This is a genomic window from Paenibacillus sp. PAMC 26794 (assembly GCF_000316035.1).
GTDB lineage: Bacteria > Bacillota > Bacilli > Paenibacillales > Paenibacillaceae > Paenibacillus.
The window spans coordinates 121,839-146,923 of sequence record NZ_ANHX01000080.1 but is presented as its reverse complement, the minus strand read 5'-3'; the positions used below and the strand labels follow the sequence as shown (position 1 = coordinate 146,923).

The 25,085-nt window shown below is 47.9% G+C and carries 22 protein-coding genes; 8 read left to right on the top strand and 14 right to left on the bottom strand.

The window, feature by feature from the left end:
* The 4 genes from D829_RS0126365 to D829_RS0126350 form a co-directional block, all read right to left on the bottom strand.
* On the bottom strand, positions 1–515 hold a 515-nt coding region (locus D829_RS0126365; RefSeq protein ID WP_026081438.1), incomplete at its 3' end, for a HemK/PrmC family methyltransferase.
* Positions 516–539: 24 nt separating this feature from the next.
* The gene (gene prfA / locus D829_RS0126360) at positions 540–1,607 is read right to left on the bottom strand and encodes a peptide chain release factor 1 (RefSeq protein WP_017691918.1); all 1,068 of its coding nucleotides are present in this window, start codon (positions 1,605–1,607) and stop codon (positions 540–542) included.
* A 630-nt stretch (positions 1,608–2,237) separates the two neighbouring features.
* Complete coding sequence (gene ychF / locus D829_RS0126355; protein WP_017691917.1) at positions 2,238–3,338, bottom strand: redox-regulated ATPase YchF; 1,101 nt, start codon at positions 3,336–3,338, stop codon at positions 2,238–2,240.
* A 192-nt stretch (positions 3,339–3,530) separates the two neighbouring features.
* Entirely contained in the window at positions 3,531–4,001 is a 471-nt protein-coding gene (locus tag D829_RS0126350) for a GNAT family N-acetyltransferase (protein WP_017691916.1), read from the bottom strand.
* Between the two features lie 214 nt (positions 4,002–4,215).
* On the opposite strand from D829_RS0126350, the gene D829_RS0126345 reads away from it, so the two are divergent.
* Both D829_RS0126345 and D829_RS0126340 read left to right on the top strand, forming a co-directional pair.
* Complete coding sequence (locus tag D829_RS0126345) at positions 4,216–4,650, top strand: hypothetical protein (RefSeq protein WP_017691915.1); 435 nt, start codon at positions 4,216–4,218, stop codon at positions 4,648–4,650.
* Positions 4,651–4,720: 70 nt separating this feature from the next.
* The gene (locus tag D829_RS0126340; RefSeq protein WP_017691914.1) at positions 4,721–5,173 is read left to right on the top strand and encodes a hypothetical protein; all 453 of its coding nucleotides are present in this window, start codon (positions 4,721–4,723) and stop codon (positions 5,171–5,173) included.
* Positions 5,174–5,323: 150 nt separating this feature from the next.
* Here D829_RS0126340 and fni read toward each other — a convergent pair whose 3' ends face one another.
* The 9 genes from fni to D829_RS0126295 all read right to left on the bottom strand — a co-directional run bounded on the left by fni (position 5,324) and on the right by D829_RS0126295 (position 15,938).
* Positions 5,324–6,391 (bottom strand): type 2 isopentenyl-diphosphate Delta-isomerase, encoded by a 1,068-nt coding sequence (fni, locus tag D829_RS0126335; protein ID WP_017691913.1) that lies wholly within the window; start codon positions 6,389–6,391, stop codon positions 5,324–5,326.
* 333 nt (positions 6,392–6,724) lie between these two features.
* Positions 6,725–8,206, bottom strand: a complete 1,482-nt coding sequence (crtI, locus tag D829_RS0126330) for a phytoene desaturase family protein (protein ID WP_017691912.1) — start codon at positions 8,204–8,206, stop codon at positions 6,725–6,727.
* Positions 8,203–9,351, bottom strand: a complete 1,149-nt coding sequence (locus D829_RS0126325) for a glycosyltransferase family 2 protein (protein WP_017691911.1) — start codon at positions 9,349–9,351, stop codon at positions 8,203–8,205. The genes crtI (D829_RS0126330) and D829_RS0126325 overlap by 4 nt, the downstream gene beginning before the upstream one ends.
* Before the next feature lies 1 nt (position 9,352).
* A complete protein-coding gene (locus tag D829_RS0126320) occupies positions 9,353–10,114 on the bottom strand; it encodes a lysophospholipid acyltransferase family protein (protein WP_017691910.1) in 762 nt (253 codons plus the stop codon).
* Positions 10,083–10,850, bottom strand: coding sequence for a carotenoid biosynthesis protein (locus tag D829_RS0126315; RefSeq protein ID WP_017691909.1), 768 nt, complete (start codon positions 10,848–10,850; stop codon positions 10,083–10,085). The genes D829_RS0126320 and D829_RS0126315 overlap by 32 nt, the downstream gene beginning before the upstream one ends.
* Positions 10,850–11,722, bottom strand: a complete 873-nt coding sequence (locus tag D829_RS31995) for a phytoene/squalene synthase family protein (RefSeq protein ID WP_017691908.1) — start codon at positions 11,720–11,722, stop codon at positions 10,850–10,852. The genes D829_RS0126315 and D829_RS31995 overlap by 1 nt, the downstream gene beginning before the upstream one ends.
* Positions 11,719–13,182 carry a phytoene desaturase family protein gene (gene crtI / locus D829_RS0126305; protein ID WP_017691907.1) on the bottom strand — a complete coding sequence of 488 codons (1,464 nt, stop codon included), beginning with the start codon at positions 13,180–13,182 and terminating at the stop codon, positions 11,719–11,721. The genes D829_RS31995 and crtI (D829_RS0126305) overlap by 4 nt, the downstream gene beginning before the upstream one ends.
* On the bottom strand, positions 13,179–14,729 hold the full coding sequence (gene crtI, locus D829_RS0126300; protein ID WP_017691906.1) for a phytoene desaturase family protein: 1,551 nt from the start codon (positions 14,727–14,729) through the stop codon (positions 13,179–13,181). Before crtI (D829_RS0126300) ends, crtI (D829_RS0126305) begins: the two co-directional genes overlap by 4 nt.
* Before the next feature lie 264 nt (positions 14,730–14,993).
* Positions 14,994–15,938 (bottom strand): MerR family transcriptional regulator, encoded by a 945-nt coding sequence (locus D829_RS0126295; RefSeq protein ID WP_017691905.1) that lies wholly within the window; start codon positions 15,936–15,938, stop codon positions 14,994–14,996.
* A 372-nt stretch (positions 15,939–16,310) separates the two neighbouring features.
* Here D829_RS0126295 and D829_RS0126290 point away from each other — a divergent pair, with 372 nt between their 5' ends.
* The 4 genes from D829_RS0126290 to D829_RS0126275 all read left to right on the top strand — a co-directional run bounded on the left by D829_RS0126290 (position 16,311) and on the right by D829_RS0126275 (position 19,083).
* Entirely contained in the window at positions 16,311–17,681 is a 1,371-nt protein-coding gene (locus tag D829_RS0126290; RefSeq protein WP_152417151.1) for a phospholipase D family protein, read from the top strand.
* 126 nt (positions 17,682–17,807) lie between these two features.
* A complete protein-coding gene (locus D829_RS0126285; RefSeq protein ID WP_017691903.1) occupies positions 17,808–18,431 on the top strand; it encodes a TetR/AcrR family transcriptional regulator in 624 nt (207 codons plus the stop codon).
* Positions 18,428–18,769 (top strand): multidrug efflux SMR transporter, encoded by a 342-nt coding sequence (locus tag D829_RS0126280; protein ID WP_017691902.1) that lies wholly within the window; start codon positions 18,428–18,430, stop codon positions 18,767–18,769. Before D829_RS0126285 ends, D829_RS0126280 begins: the two co-directional genes overlap by 4 nt.
* Positions 18,769–19,083, top strand: a complete 315-nt coding sequence (locus D829_RS0126275; RefSeq protein ID WP_017691901.1) for a multidrug efflux SMR transporter — start codon at positions 18,769–18,771, stop codon at positions 19,081–19,083. Before D829_RS0126280 ends, D829_RS0126275 begins: the two co-directional genes overlap by 1 nt.
* Before the next feature lie 134 nt (positions 19,084–19,217).
* On the opposite strand, the gene D829_RS0126270 is transcribed toward D829_RS0126275, so the two are convergent.
* On the bottom strand, positions 19,218–20,351 hold the full coding sequence (locus D829_RS0126270; protein ID WP_017691900.1) for a Fic family protein: 1,134 nt from the start codon (positions 20,349–20,351) through the stop codon (positions 19,218–19,220).
* A 279-nt stretch (positions 20,352–20,630) separates the two neighbouring features.
* Here D829_RS0126270 and D829_RS32685 point away from each other — a divergent pair, with 279 nt between their 5' ends.
* Positions 20,631–21,578 (top strand): TetR/AcrR family transcriptional regulator, encoded by a 948-nt coding sequence (locus tag D829_RS32685; RefSeq protein WP_017691899.1) that lies wholly within the window; start codon positions 20,631–20,633, stop codon positions 21,576–21,578.
* A gap of 33 nt (positions 21,579–21,611) precedes the next feature.
* Positions 21,612–24,848 carry an efflux RND transporter permease subunit gene (locus tag D829_RS0126260; RefSeq protein WP_017691898.1) on the top strand — a complete coding sequence of 1,079 codons (3,237 nt, stop codon included), beginning with the start codon at positions 21,612–21,614 and terminating at the stop codon, positions 24,846–24,848.
* Positions 24,849–25,085: the final 237 nt, after the last annotated feature.

The window sequence follows — 25,085 nt, the reverse complement described above, 5'->3', positions numbered from 1 at the left end:
AAGTCGATCTGTACCCCGTTCGCGGCCGCGTTCCGCGCGGCCACTTGCAGGGCAGCCGCCGAGAGATCCCCGGCGCCGACCTGCCAGCGCGGGCGCAGTGAAGCCATCGTCACCGCGATGGCACCACTGCCCGTGCCAATATCGACGGCGAGCGGAGCGCCGTCAGGAAACACGCGGTCGGCTTCGCGCAGCACAGCCTCGACCAACAGCTCGGTCTCCGGCCGCGGAATCAGCACGGCCGGCGTGACTTCGAACGGCAGCCCGTAGAATTCCTGGCTGCCGATAATGTATTGCGCCGGCTCACCCGCAGCCTTGCGCGTGACGGCGTCCTCCCAGCGGCTGCGATGCTCGCTGGGAAAGGGCTCCGGCTGCATCATGTAATACGCGGCGCCATAGACGCCGAGTACATGTTCCAGCAGCAGCCTGGCATTGTTTTGCGGCTCGTATACGCCGCACTTCTCCAAAAAAGAGGAAGCCTCCACGAAGGCTTCCCGACAGCTCTGTTCCGGCGTCATGACAAACTGCGCGCGGGTCACAGATTATTCTCCTCTATCCATCAACTCGGTCTGCTGAGCAATCGTCAGTGCAGACAAGATATCTTCAATCTCTCCGTTCATGATCTGATCCAGCTTGTGCATCGTCAGACCGATACGGTGATCCGTCACACGGCTTTGCGGGAAATTGTACGTACGAATACGCTCACTGCGGTCGCCCGTTCCCACTTTGCTCTTCCGCTCAACAGAGATCTTCGCTTCCTCTTCCATACGTTTCATATCGAAGATACGTGTACGCAGAACCTGCAACGCTTTTTCCTTGTTGGAGTTCTGTGATTTTCCATCCTGACATGTCGCCACGATTCCAGTTGGAACGTGCGTTACCCGTACTGCGGATTTTGTGGTATTAACCGACTGTCCACCGGCACCACTGGAACAGAACGTATCAACACGGATGTCTTTATCATGAATTTCGATATCAAAATCTTCGGCTTCAGGCATAACCGCAACCGTTGAAGTTGACGTATGAATACGTCCGCCGGATTCGGTTGTTGGAATACGCTGTACACGGTGTGCGCCGCTTTCGTATTTCATTTTGCTGTATGCGCCGCGTCCGTTGATCAGGAAAACAACCTCTTTGAATCCACCGAGATCATTTGTGTTAACGTCCATCAGCTCTACACGCCAGCCTTGTGCATCTGCATAACGTGTGTACATCCGATACAGATCTGCTGCAAACAACGCTGCTTCATCTCCACCAGCTGCTCCGCGAATCTCAACAATAACGTTTTTGTCGTCATTCGGATCTTTTGGCAGCATGAGTACACGAATCAATTCGTCCAGTTCCTTCTGGCGAGTGCTCAGTTCGTCAATTTCCATTTTGACCATTTCACGCATCTCATCATCCAGTTTCTCACCCTGCATTTCCTTCGCAGCTTCGAGATCCTGACTTACCTGTTTGTATTCATTGTACGCTTCATAAGTCGGTTGCAGATCGGATTGTTCTTTGGAGTATTCCCGCAGCTTTTTGTTGTCACTTGCCACATCCGGGTCACACAAAAGCTCGCTCAACTTGTCATAACGGTCGGCTAACGCCTGTAATTTATCCAACATGTATAGTCACCTCACACATTATTTTGTCCATGCAAATATCGTTTTCAATAATTATTTCGGTTTCATTATTCATAACATCTATAATCTATATTCCACAACGCACAGGATTCTCACCGAATCCCCTGACCGCAGCATGTATTCACATTCCTGTATGATCGACGTATAACATCGCTACAACGTCATCAAATCCTTTACTTTTAAAGTGAAATCAAGAAATCGCGTACCCTGTATGAAACTCGCTTAAGCTCATCTGTTACAGCGCGAATTTTAACGTGGTATACGACTCTTAATTATAGCATATTCTTATGGTTCTGAATAGTAACTATTCCGCATGCGGATTAACTAATTTTTAGTTCTACAAAATGAAATTGTTGTTCGATATTGTTCCGAAATGTAAAATAAACAAAAGCCACGATGCGCTAACATCGTGACTTCTCTAACAAAGGCCGGTGGGCGACCACGGCGAATTTCAATCAAACGAATGAAAAACCACCGGATTGCAATTCGTCCAACCTAATCCCGGTGGTTTTTCTTGTTCCGCACTGCAAAACTCTAAGTCAAAGACCCCACGAACTTCACAAGAAGGTCGCAGGGTCATGTTATTGAATCTACATATAAAGGTGTAACAACTTATACGTTGAAACGGAAGTGCATAACGTCGCCGTCATTTACAACGTACTCTTTACCCTCAAGACGAAGTTGTCCGCGCTCTTTGGCACCGTTCATGGAACCCGCTGCAACCAGATCGTCGTAAGAAACCACTTCTGCACGGATGAATCCGCGTTCGAAGTCGGTGTGAATGACACCCGCTGCGCCAGGCGCCTTTGTACCTTTACGGATTGTCCAAGCACGAACTTCCTGTACACCTGCTGTAAAGTATGTGTACAGACCGAGCAATTTGTAAGCCGCTTTGATCAACAGGTTCAGACCGGAATCCTCGATACCGAGTTCTTCCAGGAACATTTGTTTATCTTCGCCTTCCAGCTCAGAGATCTCTTCTTCAACCTTTGCACTGATTGGCACCACTTCTGCGTTCTCAGCAGCTGCGAATTCTCTTACTTTTTGCACGTAGGCATTGTTCGCCACGTCGCCGATTTCGTCCTCAGCTACATTGGCTGCGTACAGAACAGGCTTCAGGGTAAGCAAGTGCAGATCGCGCACGATCAGAAGCTCATCATCCGTAAGTTCCATGCTGCGTGCCGGCTTGTCATCGTACAGAACAGCCTTCACTCTCTCCAATACTTCTACTTCTTGAGAGGCAGTCTTGTTGCCGCCCTTCATGTTTTTCTTGGAGCGATCGATTTTCTTCTCAACACTCTCGATATCGGCCAGGATCAGCTCCAGATTGATCGTCTGGATGTCGCTCACCGGGTCAATTTTACCATCGACGTGTGTAATGTTCTCATCTACAAAGCAACGTACCACGTGTACAATTGCGTCTACTTCACGAATGTGGGCAAGGAACTTGTTACCGAGACCTTCACCTTTGCTCGCACCGCGAACAAGACCCGCGATATCTACAAACTCAAACGCCGTTGGTACTGTTTTCTTTGGTACAACGAGTTCTGTCAATTTATCCAAACGCTCGTCCGGTACTTCAACGATCCCTACGTTAGGGTCAATCGTACAGAACGGATAGTTGGCCGACTCGGCACCTGCTTGTGTAATTGCGTTAAACAACGTAGATTTTCCGACGTTCGGAAGTCCTACAATTCCAGCTTTCAAAGCCATGTATATGACAACTCCTCATTGATTACTTGTTCGGTATGGATAATCCTATACATTATATATGACAAACCTCAAGGCATCAAGGAACTTCGCCAATTCGACCAGAGTCCCTTCCGCTCCCCGAAATCCCTGGTTAATGCAGATAATTCGTTTTGCGCAGATCTTAAGTTTGGCCTAGATTATCCGCTATTAGGTTTACCCTTTGATTTCCTTGTACATCGTCAGATCCGTTACCTCATATCCCATCTTGCGATACAGGCTGCTCGCCCGCACATTATGTCCAAACACATGCAAACCAATGCGATCCACGCCAAGACTCAAGGCCGTCTGTTCAAGCGCCTGCATCGTCTCTGTTCCGTATCCCTTACCACGGTGCGCTTCTTCAACCACAATATCCAGCAAAAAAGCATCTTTTCCACGACGATTATCCGTGATATTAAACCAGATATACCCTACATTTCCGTCCACAGGATGCACCAGATTGTAGAGATACGCTCCGGGTGTGTTCAAGCCTTCTTGCAGATAACGTTCATAAGATTCCTCGGCAAGTTGCTGCGCCTCTTCCTCAGCCCAAGTGCCCGCTTCTACTTTTTCCTGTGCAAAATCCTTAATCGATCGAATGCGAAAACTCGCATAATCTTCCTGATTCATTGGAGAAAGTTTCAACTTTTTCCCCTCCTTATTTCGAGTGATCTTCATTATGTATGATCTCTGTGCAGTGCTTTTTGCACTACTAATATCTTATTGTATCCTGTTCTCCCAGTTAGCGCATGAAGTTATTCTAACGATTCGAGCTTCAATTTCATATTTATCCATTTTATTTATAACTTTTGATCTCTTCTCATCGTCTATACCTCATGAAGGAAGGGAGTGGATCATATTGAACACACGTCGCCGATTCTCCAAAAAGAAAATTATTATCTTGTCTGTTATCATACTCGGAATCGCCATCGTCGCTTTTATGAGCTTTCTGAATGCAATGGATCCCTTTCGCCACTTAAGGATCACGATCCACAATCAGTCCGACTATGACCTCACTAATATTCAGGCTAGCCTAGTCCAAGGCGACAACTCGTTAAACAACAATGAGAGTGGCTCCACCTACGTATTCAATAAGGATATTCCCAGCGGAGCAAACGTGAAATTCGCCCCGCAGCTGAAACGTTCCGGGGAGGGGGTCGTCTCCTTGGCGTTTACGGACAGCCGCGGAAAAACCTATAATAAAACGGTTTGCGGTTATACGGAATACTTATCCGGTAATTCCTACGTTACTGTAACCAATGAGAAGGTCACCGTGAAAGAGGAATGTATGTAATAATTCGACAACACGATTATGTAAGTAATTGAAACATTATTACATAACACTGAATAAGGAGGAAATTACATTGTTATTCAACATAATTTTAGGTGCAGGCGTAGCTTTGTCCATATTACTTTCTGCACATCCAGCTAGTGCTGTTGATTTAGAGGATAGAGTGCAAGATGCTCTTACTACTTCTCCAATCACTATGGAGAACACTGAGGATTCGATTATCAATCCAATGGATGTACAGCTTATCAGACCATTCAATTACAGCAGTTACAATGCGTACGAAAAATCATTCACATTGGTTCCTGACAATGGAGAAGATGCAGATGTTTGGATTCAAAACAATAGTACGGATACTATTTATGCCAAAATTACCGTGGGCAATCTTTCCCCCATTGACATTCCAATCAAGAAAGGGACTCAAAAAACAACAAGAATAGGTGTCATAGGCACAACAAACGTCAAAGTTTATATCTATAGTTCAACAGGTCATAAAATGGATATGAATATCAGTGCCCGACAATTTTAATATTATAAATAGTGTAGAGGATACTTCTTAATGAAGTATCCTCTACACTATTTTTGTTCCAGATTATATAGCAAGCAATATGAGTAGACTCAAAATAGATAATTAAATAACTCCTAATGAAGTTTATATCATCTTCATTTCAACCCCGGCCTAACGCCGCTCCACCAGACGTGACGTCTGCTTCAAATCATCAATCCGCCCTGCACCAATGCCGAACATGACGGTACGCAACTCGAATTCAACCTGTTCCAGCCGCTCGTTCAGCGCATCATCGGAAGCGACTGCGGATTCGAGCAGAGATCGGCCAAAACCAGCCAGGTCCGCACCGAGCGCGAGGGCTTTGGCCGCATCCACGCCAGTGTACAGTCCACCGCTGCCAATCAGGGCACCAGTAGGGTTGAGCGCTCGTACTTCCTGAATACACTCCGCTGTGGGAATGCCCCAGTCGGCAAAAGCTTCCGCAGCTGCCCGGCGTACCGGGTTATTGTTGCGGTACTTCTCCACCTGTACCCAGCTTGTACCACCTGCCCCGGCTACATCGATAAACGCTACACCCGCTTCATATAGGCGTTGAGCTGTCACACCATCGATGCCAAAACCTACTTCTTTTACGCCAACAGGCACGTCTAGCTCACGACACAAGTTCTCAATCCGCTGAAATAATCCGCTAAAGTTGGTGTTCCCTTCCGGCTGGAAAACTTCCTGCAACGTGTTCAGATGAAGCACGAGCATGTCCGCTCCCGCAATATCTACAGCGCGCTGGAAGTCAGCTGTTGTGAAACCATAGTTCAGCTGCACCGCACCCAGGTTAGCAATAACCGGGATGTCCGGTGCCCAACGGCGGACATCGAAGGTACTCGCCAGTTCCGGCTGTTCTACGGCAGCCCGGATCGAACCTACGCCGAGCGCCCAGCCTCTGGCGTTTGCTACTCGGGCGAGGCGCTCATTGATCGCGCCCGTTGTTTTGCTTCCACCCGTCATCGAACTGATGAGCAAGGGTGTACGCACCTTTTTGCCAATAAACGAAGTCTCCAGATGCACCTCTTCAAAATCCAGTTCCGGCAGTGGGTGATGGCGAAACGCAAACCGCTCCATACCGCTGGTTACCCCTTCTCCTGCCACATTCTCCTCAAGACAGAGGCGCACGTGCTCTAGCTTCCGTTCTCCCGTAGCCACTTCGGGAAGCAGCCGTTCGCCGGCTCGCTCTTGTTCATTCATGATGAGACCTCCTATGTGAGAATCGTGCGGATCGACAGGATAACCTGCCAGTTCCTTACTTCTATGTATATACGTCTTTTGCAAAAGACAAAAACATTAATCCTATAAGCATTGCAGCTCAGCAGTTTAACTCTATCCAGTATAACGTTCCAAACCGGCTATTGAAAGGATGCCCCGACACTAAATGTCTCACTTAAATCCCGGAGCACCACTATCTCATGCCTACTCAAAAGCACGGATCATCTGTCGCATCTTCGAAGCTGGTTAGCAGAGACGATACACACGCACATGGATCAACAAAACACATTTTCACTCCATCATCTGCACAACGAACTATCTCAAGATTTCAGATGCCAACTGCTCACCAACAAGCTGTCCGGACAACGTTACAATCGGGGTTCCACCGCCTGGATGCGTGGTTCCGCCCACGTACCAGAGACCTTGTACATCTTTGCTTCGGTTGCCTGGTCGCATAAAGGTCTGCTTCACGGAGTTGGACGAGATGCCGTAGATCGACCCTTGGTGCGCCAAGGTATCCCGTTCAATATCTCGCGGCGTGTACCGGATAAGCACATCGGATTGGTTCAACCCGGTAATTCCCCGCGTTGCCAATTGTTCCAGTACAAACGCACCGTAACGTTCCGTCTGCTGCTCCCAATTCCACGAATCCGACAAGTAGGGGGCATTGACTAGAATGAATAGGTTACTGGCTCCCGCCGGGGCCATGCCTGCTTCCGAATAACCGGAATAACAGATGTAGATCGTCGGATCGACAGGCATTTTACGATCACGGAAAATATGGTCGAACTCCGGTTCATACCGTTCCGGGAAAAAGACCGTATGGTGTAACAACGCATCATATTGCCTTCGCACACCCGCTAGCGTCACAAATCCTGAAATGGACGGCTCATACTTCCGTATGCGCGCATTGCTCATCTCTTTCCGATGTTCCGGTGCGAGCAGCAGTCGATTTACGCTAAGCACATCTCCATTCGCAACCACTTGATCTGCTTCGCGGAAGCCTTGATCCGTATCCACGCCAGCCACTTTTCCATTCCGAACAACAATCTGCCGGACCTCTGTGCCGGTAATGATCTGTACACCTTGTTCCCGAGCCAGCCGGGTCATACCTTCGATCAGTTGATAGGTTCCACCTTTGACCCCGTAGATGCCGACTTCTGCTTCCACATGCCCCATCATGGCAAAGATGGAAGGCGATTGATACGGTGATGATCCCACATAGGTCGCGTACCGTCCGAACATAGCCAGCGTATGCGGATGTTGGAAATACGAGCGCAGTAGCTTATCCAGCTTCACCGTTGGCCGCACGCGGAGCAGGCTGCGCAGCATTTGGAGATTGTATTTGTCAGAAGGAGACAGCAGCAACTTACCTAGAAAATGACGATTGGCTTCCGCATACAGTGCAGCAGACTCATCCATAAATGCATCATAACGAGCTGCATCCTCCGGACTGTACGCCGCGATCTGTTCCTTCATCCACCTGCGATTGCCTGACAAATCTACCACTGTGCCATCTGCGAATACATTACGCGTGCGCGGCTCTAACTCATATAGCTGTACGTAATCTTCCATTGCTACTCCCGCATGATCGAAGACGGAACGAAAGGTCGATGGCATCGTGATCGTGCTCGGTCCACGGTCAAAATGATACCCGTCCCGCTCAATCTGCTGCAGCTTGCCACCTACGTGTTGCTGCCGTTCCAGAATGGTCACCTGCACACCTTGTGAAGCCAGTCGTATCGCACACGACAAGCCTCCGAATCCTGCACCGATAATAATGACGTTACCTCTCAACTGTACCGCCTACCTTTCCATACATACCCCTTGCCGGAGCGGCCTGCCTGCCAGGAAGCAAGTCCGATGGCAATGACACAGGCCATGCTGACCGGTTGCAGAAGGGCGAGCCACCAGGGTTGTCCGCCAGCATGATCCGCTACTCTTTTCACAGCCATACCTACTAAAGTTCCTAACAATCCATACAGAATGGACATCGAACTGCCCATAAGGAGTCCAATAATCAATCCTAGTGGAGGCACAATATACATCAGTGTATACATTAACATCGTGCCAAGCAGCAGCACGTCTTTGCGCCCCATACCTTCGTACATGTTTTTCTTGTATCCATTCCATACTTCTGCACCGTTCTGATACATGCGGGTATTCGTTACGTCATGCACGTCTGTCAGCATCACCGGATGACCTGCACGTTTAACCGCTTTGGCGAGACTCATGTCATCCACCAGATGCGCCTGAATGGCAGCATGACCACCGGAAGCCTCGTAACTGGAGCGATGAATCAGCAAAAAAGCCCCCGTAGCGGCCACAAACATCGGACTGGATGATCTGCGTATCATGAAAATGGGCAGATGACTGATGATGGTGAAGACCATCATGGGTACAACAAGCTTTTCCATCCACGTCTTCGTTACTTGATAAGGAAAACCGGTTACCAGACCCCCGCTCTGCTCACACCCTGCCGCAAGAGTCTGCCGAATGGCACTTGGCTCCAGACGCACATCCGCATCCACGAACATATACCATTCTCCCTTGGCCTCCTGAACCAGCCTGTGACACGCATGGGATTTCCCCATCCAGCCCTCGGGAAGATCAACACCATGAAGTAGACGCACACGTGCATCGCGATCCGCAATCGCTTGTACCATGGCCGCTGTCTCATCTTCGGAGCGATCATCCAGCACCAATACTTCCATCCGGAATCCTGTTGTATCACTCGCGAGTACACTTTCAAGACATCCTTCGATATGTAGTCTTTCATTTCTGGCTGGAATCAGTACCGAGACCAGCAGGTCTGGTGGTTGTATCTTGTCTGCCCGGAATGAACGTACTTTGGGCAGACAGGAGACATTCCATAGAGCGAACAGCAACTGTATGCCCAATATGCAGGTAAGCACAATCCAGAAGATTTCAGATGCATTCATGCTAACGGTTCACCCGCTTTCGTGCCGCATCGTATTTTTCACTTGTCGAACGTACATGACGAATCAGTGGAATCGCATCTGGCAAACTTCCCTGCCCCATCCGTATAAGCTCTGATCTATGATCGTCTAACTGCTGTTCCAGCACATGGCCGAGTCTGGCGGCAATCTCTTCACTCTTCAACGCCTTCCAGTCTTCCATCACAGCTGGGCCCGCCTGCATCGATATTTCCGGTAGATCATGCCGGACCATCCCATGGCACAAGGTTACCGGTACGGCGATGGCATTCGGAGAACGACGAAGCAACAATCCGATGCCTGGACGGAACTGAATTGGTCTGGCCTCCTGATGCAATATTTCTCCTTGGGGAAAAATCCAGACCCTTTTACCTGAATCCAATAATTCACTGGTGTACTGTAGAGAGGTCCGAATACCGGACGCACTCTCCTTATTGATCGAATACGCACCCAATTTACGAAAAAAAGCATATTGCTGAAGCTGTTGCTCCTCCATCATCACATAATGATCACCCCGCGATGTCTGCCTGGCCGCATGATAGAGCAGCAGACCATCCCACCAGGAGCTGTGATTCATGAAATAGATCACCGGACGAGTCGCTTCAATCGGGGAGTTGTCCCTGATGTCCACCTGTGGGTCCAGTGACCCTGTGAGCGTGAAGGAGCGGAAGCGCCGACGTAGCAGATAATAGTGATTGTATAAGGCAAAAATACGATTAAACGGTTTTGATTTTACGGCGCGAATCATAGAGCCAGCTCCCTTCGGCAAGAAGCACACCAGCAATGGCGATGATAAAACTGCCTGTAATCCCTTCCTTTAGAGCAAGCAGGCCGAACAGAAGAATAAACAGCTGATACAACCATTTTGCACACAGCAACGAGCTTCGGTCATTAGGCATGGCCGGAAGGAAAAGAGATAAGAATGCACCCATGATAAACCAGCTTATGTAATTGGTCCACGGAACCCCGTAGAAGCCACCTGGAGCTTGCCACTCCCAGAATCCTCTCGCATGTGCAACAGGGTCGAGTACCAGATCGATTACAATCGCCCAGAACCCGGTCTTCACTGCTCGAAGCAATTTACCCGTCCAGGTTGAACCACCACCACTTAACAGCGCCGAGTTACCAACCACTGCGATCCAGGCAAAACCCAGCGTAACAGGCACACTGAACAGATGTATTCCGAAGAAGTCAGAGTAGGCATACTCCCCAAAGGGCCAATGGGTGTGAACCCCTACCCACTCCACGCCCATACCTCCCAGCCAGATGATCACAGATGATATCCAGAGTCCGGGTTTCAGCCAGATGACTGACTGGTCGGACAGGCCTGTCCGATTACGCCCTTGGTAGATCAGATCCAGCACATACAATGCATAGAAGATTAGAAATAAACCATTCGAAAAGGACAATACGTCCGGCACACCAATCGTTAGCATCAAGGTTGCTCCAATGACATACCACGCCCAGTAAAGCCACTGGATCATCAGGATACCGCCGTTCGGGAGGCTTGATAGGCCAGCATCGGGTAACGTTTCACAATCGCACCCAGCATCTCCAGTTTCAATTCATCGCTAACATATGCCCGTTTGGTATATACGTCATAGTCGTTGCGTTCAACCGCGTGTAGAATGGTGGAGTAAAAGGCTGCTGCCAGCTCGATGGAAAACGCACTTTCCGTTGGGTACGTATCCAGACGATCCATGCCAATACGGAACCAGTTCAATGCTGCCGCTTTTAATTCATGAACAATGGCAATAAAGCGCTCGTCCACGACCCCGTCTTCAAAGTCCTGCTCGGAGTAACCATGCTTCTCCATGATCTCCAGCGGAACATACCGGCGCACTCTGGCCCGATCTTCACCAACATCCCGAATAATATTGACGATCTGCATCCCTTTACCCAAAGCAATCCCGTTCATGGCTACTTCCGCGCCGTTATCATCCCGCAATACAGGCAACAACATCTCGCCTACGGTTCCGGCCACCAGATAACAATAATGCTCCAGTTCCTGCATCGTTGCATAATGCGTTACTTTAAGATCTGTGAGTTGCCCTTCCATCTGACGGAAGAATGGCCCCTTATCCAGATGAGGGAAACTGCTGAACAACCATCTCAGTGCTGGCCAGATAAAATGTCCTTCCGCGTCGTCCAACTGATCAAACAAATCATGGATCTCGTGAATCGTATAGGGCGAATGTTCCGGCTCGTCTACACTGTCATCAATCATGCGGCAGAAGGCATAAATGACATATACCGCTTCCCGACGTGGACTTGGTAGCCCTCTAAAGGCCTGATAAAAAGAGGAAGAACCCTTTTGCATCAACTCTTCACACCTGCTCAAAATCGCATCATTCATGTTCCCATCTCCTTCATGAGTTGATTGACGGCCATCCGTGCACTCTGCATTACAATCGGCACTCCGCCACCTGGATGTACAGATGCTCCTGCGGCATATAATCCCTTTATATTAGGGAATGGTTTGGGTTGCGGTCGGTATACACCGGACTGGAATAATACAGGTGCTATACCAAAGCTTCCGCCCCCATAGAGCCCGTCTCGCTCTGCGTCAGCGGGTGTACGTACCTTTTTCCACTTGATCGCTGCACGAAGTCCCGGGAATCCACGTTGCTCCGCTTCTTCCAGTACCCGTTCTGCCAATGCTTCACTCTCCTGATCCCAGTCGACACCTTCGGCATCTGGTACGGGAATGAGGAAATATAATACACTCTGTCCTTGAGGCGCTGCAGTTTCATCCAATGCGACCGGATTAAATACGTAAAATGAGGACTTTGCCGGAATGCGTCGCTGATTGAACACTTCCTGCAAACTGCCTTCAAGACTCGGTGGCAGGAAGAACTGGTGCGTCGTTGCATCTTCCCAGGTTTTGTCCACGCCCACATAGAGCAATACACATCCGGAAGAGGGGCGATACGGTTTTCTTTTACGTGCTACCTCTGGTGATTGTCCAAGCAAACCTGATAGATGGGGGAAATCACCATTGTAGATAACTGCATCCACATTTTCTGCGCCTGCTGCCGTTTCTATACCTTCACACACACCATTTTTAATCTTGAGTCCGGTCACTTCCGAATTCAGCACGACACGTCCACCACGTGATATCAGTTCCTGTTCCAGAATGGCCGGCAATGCTGCATATCCACCTTTGACCATCCAGATGCCATATTCATGCTCTGCGTAAGGTAAAAGGGAATAGATACCTGGCGTTCCAAACGGTGATCCACCGATGTATAAACTTTGCAGAGAGTACGCATCAAGCAATTCCTCATGCTCAAAATAATCGCCTACCGCTTTCCGGACACTTTTGTGTGCACGCAATCTGCCCATGAGTGACATGAGCGAAGGGGTGAAGAAATCCCTTTTGCGCGGAAAAGCCCTTTCCAGAAACGCTGCCCTGCCTGCCGGAAACAACGTGTCCATATCTTTCATGAATCGTGTGAATCCCCGGCTCTCTCCCGGGAACAAACGTTCAATCTCCGCCGTCTGTTCTTCACGTGAGGTCATCTTGGTCATGACACGACCACTGTGATAATGCACTCTGTATAACGGATCACAGCGAAGTAACTCAATCTTCGAACGATCTACGCCTGCTTCCTCCATTATGCCAAGTAACATCTCCGGCAGCAGTACGATCGTTGGCCCCTGATCGATCCGATACTCGCCTTCCTGCTCATATCCAATGCGTCCGCCAACGCGGGAACCCCGTTCATACACGGTGACATCCCAGCCTTGACGGTTCAATAACAGTGCCGAAGTAAGTCCGCCAATCCCTGCGCCTACAATAGCGGCCCGCTTCATGAATGCCCTCTGGCTTCTGCCGTCTTCACATAAGTGGATGGCTTAGAACGTGTGCGTGCGTCCTCTTCCTGAATCAGTCTGACACTGATCCGTGCCGATTCGAAAATCGTGGGCAACCCGCTGCCCGGATGTGTTCCGCCGCCTACCAGCCATACACTTTTCAACTCTTCAAACTGGTTATGGGGACGCAGATACATCATCTGACCCAGGTTATGTGCCATATTAAACGTTGCTCCGCGATACACATCTAGTTCAGTCTCCCAATCAAGTGGAGTGAACAGCATACATTCTTCAATACGGCTACGTATGTCTGCCAGCTCAGGAATGCCTTCCATGCGTTTCATCATGGCCTCCTGCACATTCTCCCGTTCTGCCTCCCAATCAATGTCTGCGGTAAGGTTAGGCGTAGGCATAAGAACATACAAAGCAGATTTCCCTTCCGGTGCCAGCGTCGAATCAAGTCTGGAAGGGTTATGAATATATAGAGATGGATCGGCTGATAACATTTTATGCTTTGTAATCTCATCAACGTTTAACCGGTAGTCCTCGGGAAAATAGATCGAGTGATGCGGCAGGTCCACATCACCATCCACGCCCAGATACAGCATTGCTGTAGAGCAGGAATACTTTTTGCGTTTCATTTTCTCCGGGGTATATTTCTTAAGCACGCCTGGTTCAAACAGATGGTTAACCGCATGTGCAAAGTCGGCGTTCACCACCACATGGTCTGCTTCGATGCGTTCACCGTTCTCAAGCAACACACCTTCTGCACGACCATTGCGAACGATGACCTGTTTCACCGGGGTGGAAGTATGTATGCGTCCTCCGTATTCTTCCACGACATCGGCCATGGCTTGGAAGATCCGATTCACGCCGCCAATGGGGTGGAACAATCCGTAGTGATGCTCAATAAACGATAATATGGTAAAGGTACCCGGACAATCCCAGGCAGACATGCCAAGGTATTTGGATTGAAATGTAAATGCCCAGCGCAGACGCTCATCTGTAAAATAGCGGGACAAGATCCCGTAGACCGTATTGTGGACATCAAGCTTAGGTAGAGCTGTTACCGCATCCTTGCGTAGATAGTCAGTCAACTTGCCAAAAGGACGACGGAGCAGAGGCATGACTTTGCCAAATTTCACTTCTTCTTCTTGCATGAACCGAAGGTAATTGTCTTCATTGCCCGGAAACAATTCCTTAATCTGTGCAGCTGTATCTTCCCGATTACGAGAAGGCTTGAACACCTTGTCACCAAAGTTCAGTGCGTACAGCGGAGTTAGCTCTTTCATATCCACATAATCGGATAATTTGCGTCCCACCACATCGAACATCTCTTCGATCAGCTGTGGCATCATCAAAAATGTAGCACCCCGGTCGAATCGATATTCACCCAGTTCCAATCTGGCAGAACGCCCCCCGATGACTGGCTGTTTCTCATACACATCTACCTCGTACCCCTGACCGGACAATAACATCGCTGCTGCAAGTCCACCTGGACCTGCGCCAATGACAGCTGCACGTTTGCGTTGTTGATTCGGTATCATGCCACTCACCTTTCTATGTAGGGAATTCCTATAGTTCTCTAGCCCCTAACCTATTATTAAACCGCCCAAGAACACTTTAAGCGGTAACTAGCAAAAACATTATACAAATATAATACAAATATTATACGACCTTGTAAACCAAAAAATGACCCGTCGGTCAAAATACCTGGTAATCCATTTATAAACACAAAAAACACCCTTTGATCACTTTCGTCAAAGGATGTCCTTTATACACTAACCTATTCATATCATTTGAGATTATGTTTAATTAGTGGCCTGTCCGAACCTTGCACCAGGTGGTCGCTCCATAAGATACTCACGTTCCATCCATGACTGCCAATCTGCTGAACTCTCCGGCATAATCCATTGCGGATAACGTGCATGCTCTGCACGCTCATAGCCTTTACCTCCAAGTACAAAGCGAATATGCGGGAACTCGTTCATAATCCGCTCGACGAGCTGATCACACCGTTCAAGAAGCCCTGGACTTGTGATCGAAAGGCAGACCAGCTTGATCTTTTGCTCCCGAATAATCGGGAAGATGCCTTCCTCTGGCGTGTTGGCACCGAGATACAGTACTTCCGCGCCATTTTTGCGCATAAAGAGAGAGAACAGCAGCAATCCGACCTGATGATGCTCCCCTTCCGGACACAACGCCAGAACTTTGGGCAGATGCGGATAGATCGGGAACAGATGGAAAAACTGATAAAACCGCTGTGATATCAGCTGTGTCATGAAGTGTTCCTGAGCCACCGAAGCCCTGCCTTGCTCCCATGCATCTCCAACCCGAACCAGAATGGGCACCAACACATGATAGAACATCGAGTCATACCCATACATGGTGAAACCAAAATCAATCAAACCATTGGCACGTTCACCCTGAAAGTTGTAGAGCGAGTCATAGATCTGATCTGCCATGCGTGCGTAGGCTTCTTCCATCGTAGGCACCGGAGCCATGATCGGCGTGGGCACAGCCTCGGGCGGATTTAATTTGTTTACTTTCAACATCCGTACCGCTTCCGAAATATTGGTCTGATGTAGCTCAACCTGTTCTTTCAACCAGCGCAGATCCGCAACATTCTCTTCGGTATACATTCGATAACCCGATTCCGTCCGCTCAGGGGTGACCGCACTATACCGATTCTCCCAAGCCCGGAGCGTCACCGTCGGGATACCGAGCATGGCAGCGACTTGTTTGATGGAATACACCTTATTACCCACTTTCTTTCCTAAATGTCCAGATTTCAAAGGTTATATCATTGGTTCCCCGTCCTTGTCAGGCATATGAAAACCCTAACATTCTACAAAAATAATACACTCATTATACACAACGCTCAGACACCTGTCGATTGCATACTGCCAATTTTGCCATATGCATTTTACCGCTACATTCGTTATGCTGGCGGGTTCTCCTGCGTCAACGTTATCATCCGTGTGGTAATAGAAGTCAGCAAGTACAGAAGGGGGAGTCCACCGTTGGCCTCATTACGCCGCCATACATCAGACCGCAAGTCTTCACGCGGCAAATTTCCATACATACGAACAGGACTTGTCCTATTGGTCCTATGGCTCATCGCCGTCATGCTCTATCAGACCTACAAACCATTACCAGCGGGCATTTCCTACGAAAGTCCGGAGTATCGTGTGGATCAAGTCGAGTTCCTGCACGACCTCACTTATCCTTCCTCCGACGGACAGATGGAGCACGAGCAGCAGATTTTCCAGCGGATGATGCAAATTGTGGAGGAAGCAGAGCAGTTTGTCCTGGTGGATATGTTCCTGTTCAATAATTATCAACATAAGGGACAGAACTTTCCTCCCGTGAGTACTGAATTCACCGAAGCGCTGGTCACCAAAAAAAATCAACATCCTGATATGGACATCTGGTTCATTACAGATGAAGTAAATACCAACTATAACTCAGCACCCAATCCGTTGCTGGAACAAATGAAACAAGCAGGCATTCATGTGGTCATCACGGATGTGGACCCTTTGCGTGATTCAACTCCAGTATACTCTGCGGTCTGGCGGACCTTCTTCCAATGGTTTGGCCAATCCGGAGATGGCTGGATCAAAAACCTCATGGCCACGGATGGTCCGGATGTAACGGTCCGTTCCTATCTCAAGCTGCTCAACGTGAAGGCCAATCATCGCAAAGTTGTTGTTAGTGAGAAGACGGCGATTGTCTCTTCTGGCAATATTCATGATGCGAGTGCCTACCACTCGAATATTGCATTTGAAGTAACAGGTCCAATCATTGGCGATATTCTTCAGTCCGAGCAAGCTGTTCTCGACATCTCAGGCGGAGGCAAGGTTCCTGCCTACACAGCTCCTTCCTCGAATTCAAACACGGGAGATTTGCGAATACGCTATTTAACTGAAGGCAAAGTGAATGACGCTGTACTCCATGAGATCAATCAAGCTGGCAAAGGTGACACCTTATGGATGGGCATGTTCTATGTGGCCTCTCCGAAAGTATTGGAAGCCCTGCTGGAAGCCGCAAAACGAGGAACCGAGATCCGGCTTGTACTGGATCCAAATGAAAATGCCTTTGGTCAGGAAAAGATCGGGATTCCGAACCGTCCTGTCGCTGCTGAATTGTATGATAAATCGGACGGTAAAATTCAGATCCGCTGGTATAACACCACCAAGGAGCAATACCATACCAAGATGATCTATCTTGCCAAAGCAACCGGAGATCATATTGTCCTCGGGGGTTCAACCAACTTTACACCACGAAACATGAATGACTACAATCTGGAGAATGATCTATGGGTTGCTGCACCTCCAGACAATAAGTTCACACTCGATATCGCGAATTATTTTGAGCGCATTTGGAATAATAATGATGCCGAGTTCACGTTAGACCTGGATGAGTTTCAGGAGAAGACTACGTTTTTGAAAGGTATCCTATATAAGCTGCAACTGATTCTGGGTCTTACGACCTTTTGATCAGAAACCACATCCATACCTGTTATATCCGCCTGTACTCTACTGTGCAGGCGGATATTTTCATCTTGACAGGTGATGTAAAGTGTGGAAATATAATTACCTAACGACCGTTAGGAAGGTGATTGAATGACTGCACAATCCATTCGGGATGCAGCCCTGTTCCATTTTGCCAGAGATGGCTATGAGGGAGCTTCTCTAAGAGCTATTGCTGATGAAGTCGGGATTAAAAAACCGTCCATATATGCGCATTTCAGCTGCAAGGATGACTTGTTTTTACACACACTGGACTTTGCATTTCACGAGGTAACACGGCACACACTGGAATATTTCCGTGATCATGCGGATCTGCCATTGGAGCAGAGGCTGAAGGGTTTGCTGATCTGGTTCGAACAAGAATACAATGCCCATGCTTCGGCTCGATTGATGTTGCGTAATTGTTTTTACCCACCCCTTTCTCTGTATGGAGAAGTGATGGATCAGGTGTATCCGTTTATCGATGGTATGGAACGTGCACTGACTCGTCTGCTGCAAAGGGCAATGCGCAATGGAGATATTCCAGCAATTCCCGCAGAACAAGCCGCCGTTGCATTTATGACGTTTCTCGACGGTATTACCGTGGAGATTATCTATGGAAGTTCCCGTCGGTACAAGAGACGGTTGGAAGCAGCCTGGCCTGTATTTTGGCATGGCATTCATCATTTGAACGAAGAGGCACAAAGCGTTGTGCCGGAAGGAGATTTAACAACATGAACCGCAACTGGTTATATGTATTTATCGGTGGAATTATTGAGATTGTCTGGGTAAGCGGGCTGAAACATGCCTCGAATGCCTGGGAGTGGACTTTAACGGGGATTGCCATCGTGATCAGCTTTGGACTGATCATTGCTGCTTCCAAAAGGCTGCCTGTGGGTACGGTGTATGCCGTCTTTACGGGAATTGGTACGGCGGGTACCGTCCTGACGGAAATGGTACTGTTCGGTGAGCCGTTCCGCTTGGCCAAAGTATTGCTCATCGGGCTGCTGCTCTGCGGCGTAATCGGACTGAAGCTGGTTACGGATCAGCAAGAAGCCAAAGGAGGTGCAGTATAATGGCTTGGATGGCAATTGTAGGTGCAGGGATATGTGAAATTTTCGGCGTAATCGGTATTAATGGTGCTTCCACCAAGAAAGGATGGCCATACATCGTACTTATGCTGGTGTCGTTTGTGTTCAGCTTCTCGTTGTTGTCCTACGCCATGACGTCTATTCCGATGGGCACAGCGTATGCCGTGTGGACGGGGATCGGGACGGTCGGCAGTACGTTAACAGGCATGTTCCTGTTCGGTGAACGGAAAGAAGCGAAGCGTATCCTGTTTATCGCGATGATTTTGGTGGCAGCGGTTGGGCTGAAACTGATCACGTAAATTACACTCCGTAATATAAAGCAGATACAACAAAGGTATCTAAGTAAGGATTTCCTTTGTTGTATCTGCAAATAATTTATATAGCCCTCTCGATTTCACAAGTAAACATGCATGCTTCAAGATGCATCTATTTCCTAGTAGTCCCCTTTGGAAAGCAAATAATTGTATTGCTGAGGGTTCTCTCTTATCACATCTGCTAACTCTTCATACCAATGAGATAACACAACACTTCTAATCCTTTGCGCATTTGGATCTTTGGGTTGCAGAAAACCACTGCCAATCCATTGCTTTACTTTTTCTCTTGCTGTACGATCACCCATTCCAAGAAGAATCATAATTTCCGGAGTAGTGATTTCATCTTGTTTAAACACTAATTGGCGAAACAATTGACGTTGTTGAATATCAAGTTGCCGTATTAAGTCTGGCTCAACACGTAATAATTCTGCATTTTTCTCTCGAACAATATCAGCTGCTTGAGAGTACACTTCTGCTAATCCTCCAAGAAAGTACTCAAGCCATGGCGTTAAATCTGCATCGTTTCGGCCAAAATAATAATTATGTGATAATCCCATCTGCAGAGCTTTATAGTAATCACTTAAATTTCGATCATAAAAATTTTCTAGAACGAATAGTCTTTTTAGTCCATAACCCCCAAGTCGAAGTATATAAGTAGCAATCATCCTAGCTACCCGCCCGTTCCCATCCATGTAGGGGTGAATCGTCAAAAACTGCCACATAGCTATACCTGCACGAATCGGAGCTGGCAATTCATGTGTCTTAGGTGAATTTAACCAAGCGACATAATCCTCCATAAGTATAGGTACATCGATATGTTCGGGCGGCAAATAAAATCCAGATTGATTTCTGTCACCTACCTTATTCTGTTCCATTCGATATTCACTGAACTTTGGTCGTCCCCCATGAGAAATACGAATAATGGCATGAAGCTTTTTTATCCATTCTTCTGTGACTGGAAGTCCTCTTTGTTCCGAATCATCAAGTATATCGATCGCTTTCATCAAATTGTATACTTCTTGCTCATCCTCTACGTTACTATTTTTATACAGTGCTCTACGTTTTTTTTCATCCTCAAGGTCGTTACCTTCCATTCTTGTAGAAAGTAAAACGGTTGTTTCTTTTGCTTCCTTTTGAAGTTGTTGTAAAATATCTACCGGTAATGGTAATTGCTCAATCACCACACTTGCACGCTGGATTTCAAGCAAGCTATTGATCATTTTCGTAGTACTTGTAAATTTAGGATTAAACATGTTATCCCTCCTGTTTATATTATATCACTTTTACCGCTATTTTACCGCTATATTTAAAAATATGTTTGATATATGCAATGCTAAGGTACATTACAGCCACATCTTGTCCCATCTTCGCTCGGATCCCTAATGTCACTATACACACAGCACTTCTTAACCCACTCTCATTTTCCAATTTACTCCCATTTGAATTCCTTTAACCAGATCGTTTATACTTATTTTGACCTTAAAGTCAATTCAAGAACTCACAAGTTCCCTGATGAGGTGAATGTATCGTTAATGAACCCTATACATGAGATGAATGAGAAGAAAAAGCTCATCATTACTACAGCACTCAAGTTATTCTCATCCAAAGGCAGTGCTGCAACATCCATGCAAGAGATTGCAGAATTATGCGGGATGTCCAAAGGCAGCCTCTACATCATGTTCAAGTCCAAAGAGGAATTAGAAGCCAGTACTCTGGAGTACTGCATGTACACGCTCATGGACGAGATGACACAGATTGAGCATGAAACCAGCCTTACCTCGCGAGAACGTCTGCAAAAGCAGATTGAGACACTGCTCATCCATATTGCCGAACTTAAGGAGTTTTTGCGAGTACAGATGCGCAGCATGATGATGGATGATGAACAGCAACGCAAGGAACAATGCCATCCGCTGCAAAGAGATCTGGAAGTCCGTACCTTACATTGGTTTAAGGATAAGCTGGAGGAGCAGTACGGATCGGAGATTGAACCTTATACGATTGACCTTATTTTGCTGACACAGGGGCTATTCCTTTCCTACGTCAAAATCTGGTTTACAGAGATGCCGTCCCTTACCGTTACCAAAATGGCAACAAATTTACTGCAAATGATGGACTATGCAGCGCACGGATTCCTTAAGCAGCGACCTTTGCCTTTGATTCCTTTGGAGGACTGGCCTGCATGGATTACCGAACCCCATCCGGATTCCACGGTGATGCGGCATCCTATTCATATTATCAAGAAAATGCAGGATATTGCTGCCTCCGAATTGCCTGCTGGGCAACCAAAGAATGATGTACTTGAGACCATTGCCATTCTCCGGCAGGAGATGATGGAATTCACACCGCGGCGTGCCATTATTCTGGGCATGATGCACAATCTGGAGAACGTAACTGCCATTCAATCTTTGCACTCCGAGCTTCAGCATATTCTGGATGCCATGTATAGCCGGTTCATCCAAGCTGACTCGTCACACACATAAACAGGAGAAACAGAGAGGAGAAGAAACCATCGTATGAAAGGTATTATTAATTTTTCACTGAACAACAAGTTTGCGATTTGGATTCTGACGATTATCATCTCTTTCGCAGGTTTGTACAGCGGATTGACGATGAAACAAGAGACAATCCCAAACATCAACGTACCGTTTCTGAATGTCACTGCCATTGATCCGGGGGCTGCACCGGAGGGAATTGTTGAGGATGTCACGAAGCCTCTGGAAGTAAAACTACGCAATGTAGATGGCGTGAAGACGGTGACCTCCACTTCCATGGAGAACGCAGCATCGATCACACTCGAATTTGATTATGGAACAGATCTGACCAACGCGACGGCAACCGTTCGTGAGGCACTGAATGAAGTACAACTGCCTGACAGCGTACAGAAGCCGACCATTTCCAAGTTCAGCATTAACTCTTTCCCGGTTGTATCTCTGAGCCTGTCCGACAAGGACGGTGGTGACCTGGAACAATTGACACGACTGGTTGAATCGGATATTCAGCCTGCACTCGAAGATATTGACGGTGTAGCTCAGGTCCAGGTGTCCGGTCAATATGTGAAAGAAGTTCAATTGAAGTTTGACCAAGCCAAAATGGCCGAGCTGGGCCTAACGGAAGATACGGTAAACGGTATCGTTCAAGGTTCCTCCATCCGTGTGCCCCTTGGATTGTTCGAACTGGATAAATCCCAGAAGGCCGTTGTCGTGGATGGAAACGTCGTCGATATTGATGATCTGAAAAACCTTGCCATTCCAGTCGTACCCGGCGGTGCGGAAGCTTCCACAGGCAATGGTTCAAACGCAGCCCCCCAAGGCTCTGGAGCACCAACTGGTGAAGCTGGTCAAGGTACCGCTCCAAGTGCTTCACAAGGAACGGACCATGCTGCAGGCCAAGCCGCTGGTGGTAATGCCGGTGTGGGTAGCCCTTCAGGTGCTGCCAACGCAGCTGGTATCCCTACAGTGAGATTAAGTGAAATTGCCAAGATCGAAGTCATCGGTCAAGCGGAATCCATTTCCCGGACAGACGGTAAGGAATCGATCGGTATTTCCATTGTAAAATCCAACGATGCCAACACGGTTGATGTCGTTAACGCAGTCAAAGATAAAGCGGAAGAGTTGCAATCGCAGTTCAAAAATGCTGATTTGACTGTCCTGCTCGACCAAGGTAAGCCGATTCAGGACTCGGTGAACACGATGCTGGGCAAAGCCGTTTTTGGCGCTTTGTTTGCCATCCTGATCATCCTGCTATTCCTGCGTAATATTCGTTCAACCATTATCTCCATTATCTCGATACCGCTCTCCTTGCTCATGGCATTGACTGCGCTCAATATGATGGATATCACCTTGAACATGATGACGCTGGGTGCCATGACGGTTGCCATCGGACGGGTTGTCGATGATTCCATCGTTGTTATCGAGAACATCTACCGCAGATTAACACTTAAAGGTGAGAGATTGAAAGGCCGTGAACTGGTCCGCGAAGCAACGCGCGAGATGTTTGTGCCAATCCTTTCTTCCACGATCGTAACGATTGCTGTATTCCTGCCACTGGCATTGGTAAGCGGTATGGTCGGTGAGTTATTCACACCATTTGCACTGACCATGGTATTCGCTTTGCTGGCATCCCTGATCGTGGCAATTACCATTGTGCCGATGCTTGCGCACACCCTGTTCCGTAAAGGGTTGAAGAACAAACAGAATCACGAAGAAAAACCAGGCAAGATGGCGGAAGGTTACAAACGCCTGCTGAACTGGACTCTGTCACACAAACTCATCACGGTCAGTATTGCAGTGATCCTGCTGGTCGGCAGTTTGTTCCTGTACCCGTTCATCGGTGCAAGCTTCTTGCCGGAACAACAGGATAAATATGTGACCATTACGTACAGCCCGCAAACCGGAGCTTTGCGTGAAGATGTAGAAAAAGAAGCACTCGTTGCCGAGAAGTGGTTGCTGGAACAACCGGGTCTGGAGAAAATGCAATATTCCATCGGCGGCACGAACCCACTGAGCAGTATGGGTGGCGGTGGTTCCAACTCGGCTCTATTCTATATTGAATATAACGAAGATACGAAAGACTTTACTCAAGTGAAAAAACAGCTTGTAGAAGGTCTGAAGAAGGAAGTTACCGTAGGAACCTGGAATGAACTCGACATGTCCGGCGGTCTGGGTAGCAGTGGTCTGAGCCTCTCCATCTATGGCGATAATGTAGAGCAACTCAAACCTGTATCGGACGAGATTCTGAAACTGGTTGAAGCGGACAAGGATAATTTTGAAAAAGCAGACACGACACTCGCTGACACCTACGGGCAGTATACGCTCGTTGCAGATCAGGAGAAACTAAGTTCCCTGGGCCTGACTGCAGGCCAACTGGCTATGGCACTGAGCCCGGCACGGGAACGTCCTGTGCTCACGGAAGTGGATATTGATAATAAAACGTATAAAGTATATGTAGAGACAGACGACAAAACATTCAGCAGTATTGATGAGATTGAGGATGAAACCGTCACTTCACCGCTCGGCATCCAAGTTCCGATCAAAGATGTTGCCAAAGTGGAAGAAGGTACTTCCCCGAACTCCATCATGCAAATTGATGGTAAGGTTGTTGTACAAGTCACAGCCAACATCCTGGCTTCGGATGTAACGAAAGCTTCGAGTAACCTACAGGCTGAGATCGACAAGCTGGATCTGCCTGATGGCGTTGAAGTGAAGTTTGGCGGTACAACCGAACAGATTAATGATACCTTTACTCAACTGGGTCTCGCCATGCTGGCGGCCATCGCCATTGTATACTTCGTGCTCGTTGTTACATTCGGCGGCGGATTGGCACCATTCGCAATCCTGTTCTCCCTGCCATTTACGGTTATTGGTATTATGGTAGGTTTGTTCATCGCTGGTGGTACGCTCGACGTCTCCGCCATGATGGGTGGACTGATGCTCATCGGGATCGTGGTCACCAACGCCATCGTGTTGATCGACCGTGTGATTCACAAGGAAAAAGAGGGTATGTCTACCCGTGAAGCCTTGCTGGAAGCCGGCGCAACTCGTCTGCGTCCAATTCTGATGACCGCTCTCGCGACCATTGGTGCCCTGTTGCCACTGGTAACGGGTCTCGAAGAGAGTGCGGGTATCATCTCGAAGGGATTAGGAATCACCGTAATCGGTGGTCTGATCAGCTCCACGCTGCTCACCCTGGTTATCGTACCGATTGTGTATGAGTTCCTGATGAAATTCAAAAAGAAAAGAATCGAAGATTAATTAGATAGCGGTATTATGTATTATCCCCTCATGGGTAGACAGTGAAAAAAGAGGACATGTTAGAATGCACTCATACACTGGATACCGGAGGGGATTTTTGTTATGCCCTTTGATTTCACCTAACAACAAGCGCACGATCATTTGTATTTATTGAATAAATATTCGGAAAATATGACATATCCCCTCGTAATCTTGTTCATTTTCTTGTATAAAGATTGAATAGATAGGGTGGAATCC

What these genes read in the sequence shown, in the direction of transcription:
- prfA (WP_017691918.1), bottom strand. Translation starts at nt 1,607, where the DNA reads ATGTTGGATAAATTACAGGCGTTAGCCGACCGTTATGACAAGTTGAGC.
- ychF (WP_017691917.1), bottom strand. Translation starts at nt 3,338, where the DNA reads ATGGCTTTGAAAGCTGGAATTGTAGGACTTCCGAACGTCGGAAAATCT.
- fni (WP_017691913.1), bottom strand. Translation starts at nt 6,391, where the DNA reads ATGAATGAACAAGAGCGAGCCGGCGAACGGCTGCTTCCCGAAGTGGCT.
- D829_RS0126325 (WP_017691911.1), bottom strand. Translation starts at nt 9,351, where the DNA reads ATGAATGCATCTGAAATCTTCTGGATTGTGCTTACCTGCATATTGGGC.
- D829_RS0126320 (WP_017691910.1), bottom strand. Translation starts at nt 10,114, where the DNA reads ATGATTCGCGCCGTAAAATCAAAACCGTTTAATCGTATTTTTGCCTTA.
- D829_RS0126315 (WP_017691909.1), bottom strand. Translation starts at nt 10,850, where the DNA reads ATGATCCAGTGGCTTTACTGGGCGTGGTATGTCATTGGAGCAACCTTG.
- D829_RS31995 (WP_017691908.1), bottom strand. Translation starts at nt 11,722, where the DNA reads ATGAATGATGCGATTTTGAGCAGGTGTGAAGAGTTGATGCAAAAGGGT.
- crtI (WP_017691907.1), bottom strand. Translation starts at nt 13,182, where the DNA reads ATGAAGCGGGCCGCTATTGTAGGCGCAGGGATTGGCGGACTTACTTCG.
- crtI (WP_017691906.1), bottom strand. Translation starts at nt 14,729, where the DNA reads ATGATACCGAATCAACAACGCAAACGTGCAGCTGTCATTGGCGCAGGT.
- D829_RS0126290 (WP_152417151.1), top strand. Translation starts at nt 16,311, where the DNA reads ATGCTCTATCAGACCTACAAACCATTACCAGCGGGCATTTCCTACGAA.
- D829_RS0126285 (WP_017691903.1), top strand. Translation starts at nt 17,808, where the DNA reads ATGACTGCACAATCCATTCGGGATGCAGCCCTGTTCCATTTTGCCAGA.
- D829_RS0126280 (WP_017691902.1), top strand. Translation starts at nt 18,428, where the DNA reads ATGAACCGCAACTGGTTATATGTATTTATCGGTGGAATTATTGAGATT.
- D829_RS0126275 (WP_017691901.1), top strand. Translation starts at nt 18,769, where the DNA reads ATGGCTTGGATGGCAATTGTAGGTGCAGGGATATGTGAAATTTTCGGC.
- D829_RS0126270 (WP_017691900.1), bottom strand. Translation starts at nt 20,351, where the DNA reads ATGTTTAATCCTAAATTTACAAGTACTACGAAAATGATCAATAGCTTG.
- D829_RS32685 (WP_017691899.1), top strand. Translation starts at nt 20,631, where the DNA reads ATGAACCCTATACATGAGATGAATGAGAAGAAAAAGCTCATCATTACT.
- D829_RS0126260 (WP_017691898.1), top strand. Translation starts at nt 21,612, where the DNA reads ATGAAAGGTATTATTAATTTTTCACTGAACAACAAGTTTGCGATTTGG.